Here is an 8,262-nt window from a genome sequence, read left to right as displayed (position 1 = left end):
CCCGGTTCCAATTGGAATCGGGGCAAAGCAAACGCGTTTTCCGGCGGCTGCGGCGGGTTTTCAGCCGGAGCAAAGCGGTTCCGCAGCGCATGACGCAGCGTTCCGCCTGGCTGCGAAAACAAAAGCCGCCCGTGAAGGCGGCTGGCTGCAATTCCTGCAAAAGTTCAAAACAGAGAAATCGGCAAAGGAAGAGTCCTGCTCGGCCAAGCTCCTCTTCTGCCGAGCGCAACTTCTTGCCAAGTCAGCAAAACTCCTTTCTTGCCAAGCAGAACTGCTTTGCAGGTCGGCAAGAAAGGAGCAGCAACGGCCCTGCGAAAAAAATTTGCAAGCAGCAGACTTCTGCAAGAGGTCTGTTGCTTGCGGCGCACTTGCCGCTTTACTCCTCCGCTGGCTGGTTCGCCTTGTCCAAGGCAAAGGCGGTGTGCAGCGAGCGCACTGCCAGCTCGGTGTATTTCTCGGCGATGACGCAGGAGACCTTGATCTCCGATGTGGCGATCATCATGATGTTGATGCCCTCATTGGCCATGACTTGGAACATGGTCGAGGCGACACCGGAATGATTGCGCATTCCCACGCCGACGATGGAAATCTTGGCGATGGACTCATCGCTGGTCACAGACTCCGCTCCGACATCCGCCGCTGTTTTCTTCAGCATCTCCATCGTCCTGGCATAATCAGTGCGCAGCACGGTGAAAGTGATGTCGGTCAGCTGCCCCTCCCTGGTGTTCTGGATGATCATGTCCACCAAAATGCCAGCATTGGAGATGGGCTGGAAGATTTTTGAGGCCACGCCCGGCTGATCCGGCACCCCTTTGATGGTGATCCGCGCTTCTTTTCTGCTGTAGGTGATGCCGGAAACCAGCATTGATTCCATGATTCTGTCCTCCTCGACAACCCAAGTGCCTTCGTTTTCGGAAAAAGTTGAACGAACATGCAGGGGCACGCTGTAGCGTTTGGCCAAGCCCACGGAGCGAATCTCCAGCACTTTGGCACCAAGGCTGGCCAGCTCCAGCATTTCGTCATAGGTGATCATGTTGATCTTGCGCGCCTGGGCGCAGATGTTCGGGTCGGTGGTGTACACGCCCTCGACATCGGTGTATATCTCGCAGCTGTCCGCCTTGAGCGCGGCGGCCAAGGCCACAGCTGTGGTGTCTGAGCCGCCCCTGCCCAGCGTGGTGATCTCGCCCTCGGCAGTCACGCCTTGAAAACCGGCCACCACCACCACCCGGCCTGCGTCAAGATGCTTGCGGATCAGGCCGGTCTCGATTTCGCGGATGCGGGCCTTGGTGTGCATGGCATCAGTGAGTATCCGCACCTGATCGCCGAGCAGCGAGACCGCGTCGCAGCCCGCCTCCTTCACCGCCATGGCGAAGAGGGAGATTGTCACCTGCTCGCCGGTGGAAATAAGCATGTCGGTCTCGCGGAGATCAGGCAGCCGCTGCATCTCCGCCGCCATGCCGAGCAGCTTGTCGGTCTGGCCGGACATGGCCGAGAGCACCACCACCATCTGGTGGCCCTGCTGCTGATAGCGCAGCACCCGCTTGGCCACATTTTTTATCTTTTCCGTGGACCCCACCGAGGTTCCGCCGAATTTCTGCACGATCAGCGCCATAGCTGTTTCCAGTTGGTTGAAGGTTTGAGGATGCGCGGAGCGCGGCATGAGATGCCGCAAAAAAACGTCCTACTTTAAAAACGGAACAGCATTTTTGCAAGCCCAATCCGTGTCCGCAGGGCGTGTCAGGCTGTCTTTTTTTCTTTCCCGCACATTCCCCTTTACAGGCTGGCAAGCCGCGCTATATTTCGCAGCCTTTTCGCATGATCAGCAGCAGCGATCCGGCGCATTCCGCGCCGGTTTGCCCGAAATTCAGCAGAAAGGGACAACATGTTTTCAGCATTCACCCAAACCGTCAAAGCAAAACCCTCTCTTGCGGCTGTTCAGGCCGACGTGCTGTCCGGCCTGATTGTCGGCATCGTCGCCCTGCCGCTGTCCATGGCCTTTGCCATAGCCAGCGGGGTGGCCCCGCAGCACGGCCTCTACACGGCAATTGTGGCGGGCATCGTCATTTCCCTCAGCGGCGGCTCGGTCATCAATGTCTCCGGCCCCACAGCCGCCTTCACGGTTGTGCTGCTGCCGATTGTGCAGAAATTCGGCGTGGGCGGCCTGCTGGTGAGCGGCGCGATGGCCGGAATCATCATGATCATCATGGGCGCGGCCAAGCTCGGCAGCCTGATTGAGGTGGTGCCCTATCCGGTCACGGTCGGCTTCACCTCCGGGATTGCGGTGATCATCGCTACCTTTCAGATCAAAGATTTCTTCGGCCTCAATGTGGAGCCGGTGGACGGCCACTATCTTGAGCAGGTCGGCGCGATCATGCGCGCTGTGCCCACCGCCACGCTTGCGGATTTCCTCATCGGCATGCTGACCTTGACTGTGCTGCTGGTCTGGCCCCGGCTGCGCTCGAAAGTGCCGGGCCATCTCATCGCCGTGCTGGCCGGATCCGTCGCCGCATGGGCGGGAAGCAAAATCAGCCCAGACTTCGTGGCCGCCACCATCGGCAGCCGCTTTCACTATGAGGTGAACGGCGTGAACGGCGGCGGCATCCCGCCCTTTCTGCCCAGCCTGAACTGGCCGTGGAACCTCCCCGGCGCGGACGGAACGCCGGTCGGCCTGAGCTGGAAGATGCTGCACGACCTCTTCCCGTCCGCCATCGCCATCGCCGTGCTCGGTGCCATCACCTCGCTGCTCTGCTCGGTGATTGCCGACGGCCTGAGCGGCTGCAAGCATGATTCCAACGACGAGCTGATCGGCCAAGGCATCGGCAACATTGTCGCGCCCTTCTTCGGCGGGATTCCGGCCACCGCCGCCATCGCCCGGACAGCGACCAACATCAAGGCGGGCGGACGCACGCCCTTGGCCGCGATAGTGCACAGCCTCTTTGTTCTGCTCGCGATTCTGCTGATCACCCCGCTGCTGTCCTACATTCCAATGGCCTCAATGGCCGCCCTGCTTTTCATTGTCGCGTGGAACATGAGCGAGGTGAAGCACTTCATCCGCACAATCAGGATTGCGCCGCGCAGCGATGTCGCCGTGCTGCTGATCTGCTTGTCGCTGACCGTGTTTTTCGACATGGCCATTGCTGTGGGCGTGGGCATGAGCTTGGCGGCCATCCTTTTCATTCAGAACACCATCAGTCTGACCACGACGAAGAAAATGGAGCGCGAGCATCACGGCTTGGGCGAGCTGTCCGCCTCTGTCGCGGTGTATGACATCAACGGGCCGCTGTTCTTCGGCTCGGCGCAGAAGGCGATGAAGAACATCGCCGCTGTCAGCCCTGATGTGCGAGTGGTCATCTTGGAAATGAGCAAGGTGAACATAATAGACATGAGCGCGATGGTGGCGATGGAGTCCATCAGCCAGACGCTGGAGCGGAACGGCATCGGCCTGGTGGTCAGCGGCCTGCAGCCCCGGATGCTCCTCACGCTGCGCCGGGCAGGGCTGAGGAGGAAGACTGGAAAAGTCGAATTCTCCCGCACACTGGCGGATGGCGTGGAAAAAGCGAAGCGGCTGCTGCGGTCCTTGCGGGAGCATCAAGCCCCATGATGCCCGGCAGCAGCCCTGACCGCCGCTCCGGCTTGGCAGCCCTGACCGAAGAAGCCCGCGCCTTTGCGCTTGCGGCGCACGGGGCGCAGCGGTATGGCGCGCATCCCTACGCGCATCACCTCGAAGCGGTCGCCGCCATAGCTGCGCCGTATGGCGGCGAGGCCGCTGCCGTGGCCTGGCTGCACGACACGGTGGAGGACACAGCCGCAACTCTTGCCGAAATCGAGCGCCGTTTCGGGCCGCGCATTGCCGCCTGCGTCAGCCTGCTGACAGACGAGCCGGGACCCAGCCGGAAGGAGCGCAAGGCCAAGACCTATGCGAAGCTGGCAGCGGCGCAGGGTTTCCTGGAACTTGCCCTGCTTGTCAAGGCAGCTGACCGGCTCGCCAATGTCCGCGCCTGCATCGCCGACCGCAAGCTGGACCTGCTGCACGTCTACCGCAGCGAGCAGCCCGCGTTCCGGCAGGCCGCCTGCCGGCCTGATCTTTGCGGGCCAATCTGGGCCGAGCTTGATGCGCTTCTGGCAGAGAACGCGCCCTGACAGTCCGCCTCCCCAAAAAAACTTCCCATTCTTTTTCCCCTGTGTCGCCCGCAGATTTCCTCGCGGGCTGCGTCCAGCTGCTCCAACTCCATGCTTTGACCTGCATTCCTCGTGAGAGCGGAGCGGCTCTCTGTCCTGCTGGTTTGCCTGCACACGAACCAGCGCATTTGTATGTTCTCTGAGCAGGCTCACCGTCGGACGCTGAGCCTGCTCACCGTCGGACACTGAGCCTGCTCACCATCGGACGCTGAGCCTGCTCACCGTGAGACGCTGAGCCTGCTCAGCGCAGGATCGAATGCAGGCGGTTCATCAGCAGGGCATAACTGCGCCCGCGATGCTCTGCCAGCAGGAGCTTCCTTGCGCAGAATGCCCGCGGGATGCTCATCCCGTCTCCCTAAAAAAATCCCTTGACAATCCCTTGGCAGAGATTTACGCTGACAGAAAGCGTTTTTTCTTTCCTGTTGACGCAGCATTCCTTTTTGCATTGGAGCACCTTATGGCAGCAATCCAATCGCGGCTTGAAGTCAACGCCTCACAGCTCCGCTGTTCTGCGAAATCCGTATCCAGTCTTATGCTGCGGCCAGAATGCCTCAGCTGGCCATGACAGTTTCCTGACTTTCACCCTTCATCGTTTTGCCAATTCCAACCGCTGGCAGCTGCTGCAAAGCGGCAGTTCAGGACTGATCAGCAGTTCCGGCCAGCATCATCACAGCTCTTCAGCCAAGAAAGGAGGAGCAGCATGTCCATGGGCTATTACCGTTTCATCAAAGGCCGTCTGATTGTCCGGCAGAACCAGTCTCCAGACGGGGACAGCATGCGGTTCGTCGCCGACGACATGACCTTGTTCACAGGGCTGCCGAACTATGCTCCGGCAGGCGGTTCCCAGAGCGGAGCGAGCTATCAGCTGCGCTTTCAGGCGATTGACACCCCAGAGCTGCACTATGGCAGCGCCAAGCAGCCGCAGGGCATGGAGAGCCGCGATGCGCTGCTGCGCTGGCTTGGGGTTGATCCCTCGGCTTGGGACTGGGAAAAAGCCCCTACCGGATTCTCGTGGGACCATCCTGCCGCCATCCTCTGCGACGGCTTTGAAGGCCACGGCAGGCCAATCGCCTTTGTGCTGAAGGGGCTTGACGCGCAAGACGGTGCCGATGTCAAGCTGTCGCCCGAGCTGCTGGAGCAGACCTATAATTATCATGCGGTGAGAACTGGCAGTGCCTATCTTGGCCTGTATGCGGGCGGCCTGCCGCCTGATCTTCGTGACGCGCTGATTGCGGCGTATAAAGCGGCAAAGGCAGAGCAGGCTGGCCTCTGGCCGCTTGACCAGACATCCTGCTTCACCGTGAACAGGCAGGCGGACATCTGCGCCCCTGACGGCAGCCTGATTTATCCTAAAATCTTCCGCCGCTGCGTTGACGCGCTCCGCTGGGCGGGCGGCATGTTCAGGCACGGGCGGGACATTGACGACTTCTTCGCCGCTAACCCACGCGAGAACGACACCATCATTGTTCATACCGCAGACGGCGGGACGCTCAAATGCCGCCTGAGCGATGTCATCGAGCAGTTGAACAACCAAATCTGCATCAGCGTTGACCTCAACACAGTTGAGTTCATCTCCAAATAACGCAGGCAAGCTGCTCTTCAACGTGACAGAGGATCATGATGGATATTTATCAGCAGATATGGGATGCCGACCAGAGCGGCAGCGGGGTGAGGCCGATCCTTGCCAGCGAGACCGGCGATCCGGCGCAGGGCTATGTCAAAGTGGCGGCAGTTGCCGACGGCGGCCCTGACTTCAAAGTGCTGACCGAGGTGGTCATCCCGGAAGCGAAAATGCGGACATACCGTTTAGCCACGGCCCTGTTTGACAACTACTCGCTGGCGGAGCGGGATGTTGAGTCTGAGACGCAGGCCGAGCGCAGCGAGGTGCACGCGCTGCTGTCCGCAATTGTTGACTCGCCGCCCATGCTGGTCGCCCGCCGCTATGTGGAGCAGGCCACCGGCATGCCTGTTTCCAGCGAGCGCTGGTATGCGGCCCTGCTGGAGCAGTGGTTCAAGTTCTTCTCGCAGGGCGGCGATCCGCATTTGTCGGGCTTTGAGCATGTGATTGTCGGCGAGCAGCAGGGCGCAAATGTGCAGGGCTATCATTTCTGGTACAAATACTGGCTGGATGACGGGCTGGCCTCGGTCATTGACCGGAACAGCATCCCTGGCCTTCGGGATGACCGCATCCTGTATGTGCGGGGCAAGCAGGGCGACGGACAGGAAAACTTCCCTGAATCGGTGACTATTTCTTTCAAATGGAACGCGCCGGATTACGAGCGCGGGGAAATCCGTCCGCTGACCAAGCCGATAGGCGGTTTCTTTGTTGGATGCAGCGTCGAAGGGCTGATGGCCATGGGCACAGTCCGCGTTCATCTCGGCGCGCGCGCGCCAAAGACGGCGGTCATCAATGGCGCGCGCTATGATCTGAAATTGTTCCGCAGCGACAACAGCCAGCACATCCGCACCTTCTACCCCATGTACCTTGGGCCTGCTGGAGAAACGCCGCAGCCAGAGCCTGCGCCGGCTCCCAATCCGCCGCAGCCGCCTGCGCCGCCAATGCCGGTGGTCGCCAGCCCGGTCAGGATTGTCGCCGCGCTGGTCAACCCGATGGGCGATGATCCTGGCCAAGAAACCATCACCCTGATCAACACCGGAACCGCCGCAGTCTCCTTGGAGGGCTGGGCGCTGATGGATGCCATGAACCACCGCTTTCAGGTCTCAGATCAGGCGGCGATGCTGGCTGCGGGCGGGGTCTTTGTCATCACGCTGCCAAAGAACTCGGTGCAGCTGTCCAACAAAGGCGGAGAAATCCGTCTGCTGAACCGTGCTGGCAAGGTGGCGCATCAGGTCAGCTACACCAAGGCGCAGGCGCAGGAACAAGGCGTGACCATTCTCTTCTGATCAGATCAGGCGGGGAGGGCGGCCGCGCCCTTCCTGCTCCCACTGGCTGCTTTCCCAGACCATGCAGCAGGCGCACGGCCTCAGCCGCAAAGTGCTTGACAATCTTTCCGCCGCGCCTTACCCTGCAAACGCCAGTCCTTGGCAAAGAACGACCATCATTCTGTTTCTTGGAAAGTCAAATGGCCATAGCGATGCATGACGCGGTGAAGATTGCCAAAACTGAGGCGCGGCAATTATTTGAAGAGGAAGAAACGGCTCATCTCATGCTTGAGGAGGTGGACTTTGATGCGGCGGAGCAGGCTTGGCTGGTGACCTTGGGCTATGACTCGCATCTGGTGGTCAAGACCACCAGAGTCCCCGAAGAAGCGACGACATCGTTTGACGTGGACATGCTGCAAAGCGTCGGCGGCGAGATCATCGAGGAAAGAAAGCCGAGAGTGTACAAGGTCTTTCGGATTGACGCGGCTGACGGACGGCTGATCTCCATGAAGATGCGGGATGTATAAGAACCTGCCGCTGCGGGCGAAGAGCAAAGGCGTTCTTCTTGATGCCCAGCTGCTGACCGCGTTGATAGTCGGCTCCCTTGGCGAAGGAGAGGTTGAGCGCTTCACAATGACCCGCCAGTTCAGCAGCAGGGATGCGGCTGAACTCAGCCGGATCGTGAAAAACTTCAGCTGGACCTGCGCAACGCCGCATGTGCTTGCCGAGGCATCCAATCTGCTGGACTGGCTGGACGGCGACAGGAAGAGCGCGGCGCGTAGACGGCTGACAGCGTATGTCTGCAATGCCAGAGAAGCGCAGGTCTGGGCTTCGGAAATCGTCAGAACCCCGGTCTGCTGCACATTGGGCATCACTGGTGCTGGCCTGATCATGCTGGCCCAGGAGGGCAACTGTACCGTGTTCACGGCTGATCTGCCGCTGTATCATTATGCTGCAAGGCTGCGGCTGGATGTTGTCAATTTCAACCATATACGGGATGCTTGGCTGTGACTGCCCGCCCGCGCCGCAAAGTTTGCAGCCTGCCCGGCATGAACGGGAAGGGCAGGGCGGGCGCACACAGATGGAGGAACTCTCATGCAGGACAATGAATGCAAACAGCTGAATGCCGCGTGGCGGACAAGCTGCATCCTCTGGGGCGCAATTTTCGCCTCGCTGGCAATATATCTTGGCATCGTGCTG

7 protein-coding genes are annotated in these 8,262 nt (G+C 60.2%); 6 read left to right on the top strand and 1 reads right to left on the bottom strand.

The features are described from left to right. Window positions 1-376: 376 nt before the first annotated feature. Window positions 377-1,612, bottom strand: a complete 1,236-nt coding sequence (locus ACNKID_RS07245) for an aspartate kinase (RefSeq protein WP_417912771.1) — start codon at window positions 1,610-1,612, stop codon at window positions 377-379. Window positions 1,613-1,882: 270 nt separating this feature from the next. Here ACNKID_RS07245 and dauA point away from each other — a divergent pair, with 270 nt between their 5' ends. The 6 genes from dauA (at window position 1,883) to ACNKID_RS07215 (ending at window position 8,073) form a co-directional block, all read left to right on the top strand. Further along, on the top strand, window positions 1,883-3,601 hold the full coding sequence (gene dauA, locus ACNKID_RS07240) for a C4-dicarboxylic acid transporter DauA (protein WP_417912770.1): 1,719 nt from the start codon (window positions 1,883-1,885) through the stop codon (window positions 3,599-3,601). Further along, window positions 3,598-4,140 carry an HD domain-containing protein gene (locus ACNKID_RS07235; RefSeq protein ID WP_417912769.1) on the top strand — a complete coding sequence of 181 codons (543 nt, stop codon included), beginning with the start codon at window positions 3,598-3,600 and terminating at the stop codon, window positions 4,138-4,140. Before dauA ends, ACNKID_RS07235 begins: the two co-directional genes overlap by 4 nt. A gap of 739 nt (window positions 4,141-4,879) precedes the next feature. Next, window positions 4,880-5,761 carry a thermonuclease family protein gene (locus ACNKID_RS07230; RefSeq protein WP_417912768.1) on the top strand — a complete coding sequence of 294 codons (882 nt, stop codon included), beginning with the start codon at window positions 4,880-4,882 and terminating at the stop codon, window positions 5,759-5,761. A gap of 35 nt (window positions 5,762-5,796) precedes the next feature. Continuing rightward, window positions 5,797-7,083, top strand: coding sequence for a lamin tail domain-containing protein (locus ACNKID_RS07225; protein ID WP_417912767.1), 1,287 nt, complete (start codon window positions 5,797-5,799; stop codon window positions 7,081-7,083). 179 nt (window positions 7,084-7,262) lie between these two features. Then, entirely contained in the window at window positions 7,263-7,589 is a 327-nt protein-coding gene (locus tag ACNKID_RS07220) for a hypothetical protein (protein WP_417912766.1), read from the top strand. Continuing rightward, a complete protein-coding gene (locus ACNKID_RS07215; RefSeq protein ID WP_417912765.1) occupies window positions 7,582-8,073 on the top strand; it encodes a hypothetical protein in 492 nt (163 codons plus the stop codon). The genes ACNKID_RS07220 and ACNKID_RS07215 overlap by 8 nt, the downstream gene beginning before the upstream one ends. Window positions 8,074-8,262: the final 189 nt, after the last annotated feature.

This window comes from Candidatus Electronema sp. TJ (genome assembly GCF_048287355.1).
Classification (GTDB): domain Bacteria; phylum Desulfobacterota; class Desulfobulbia; order Desulfobulbales; family Desulfobulbaceae; genus Electronema.
This window is presented reverse-complemented; position numbering and strand designations above follow the sequence as displayed.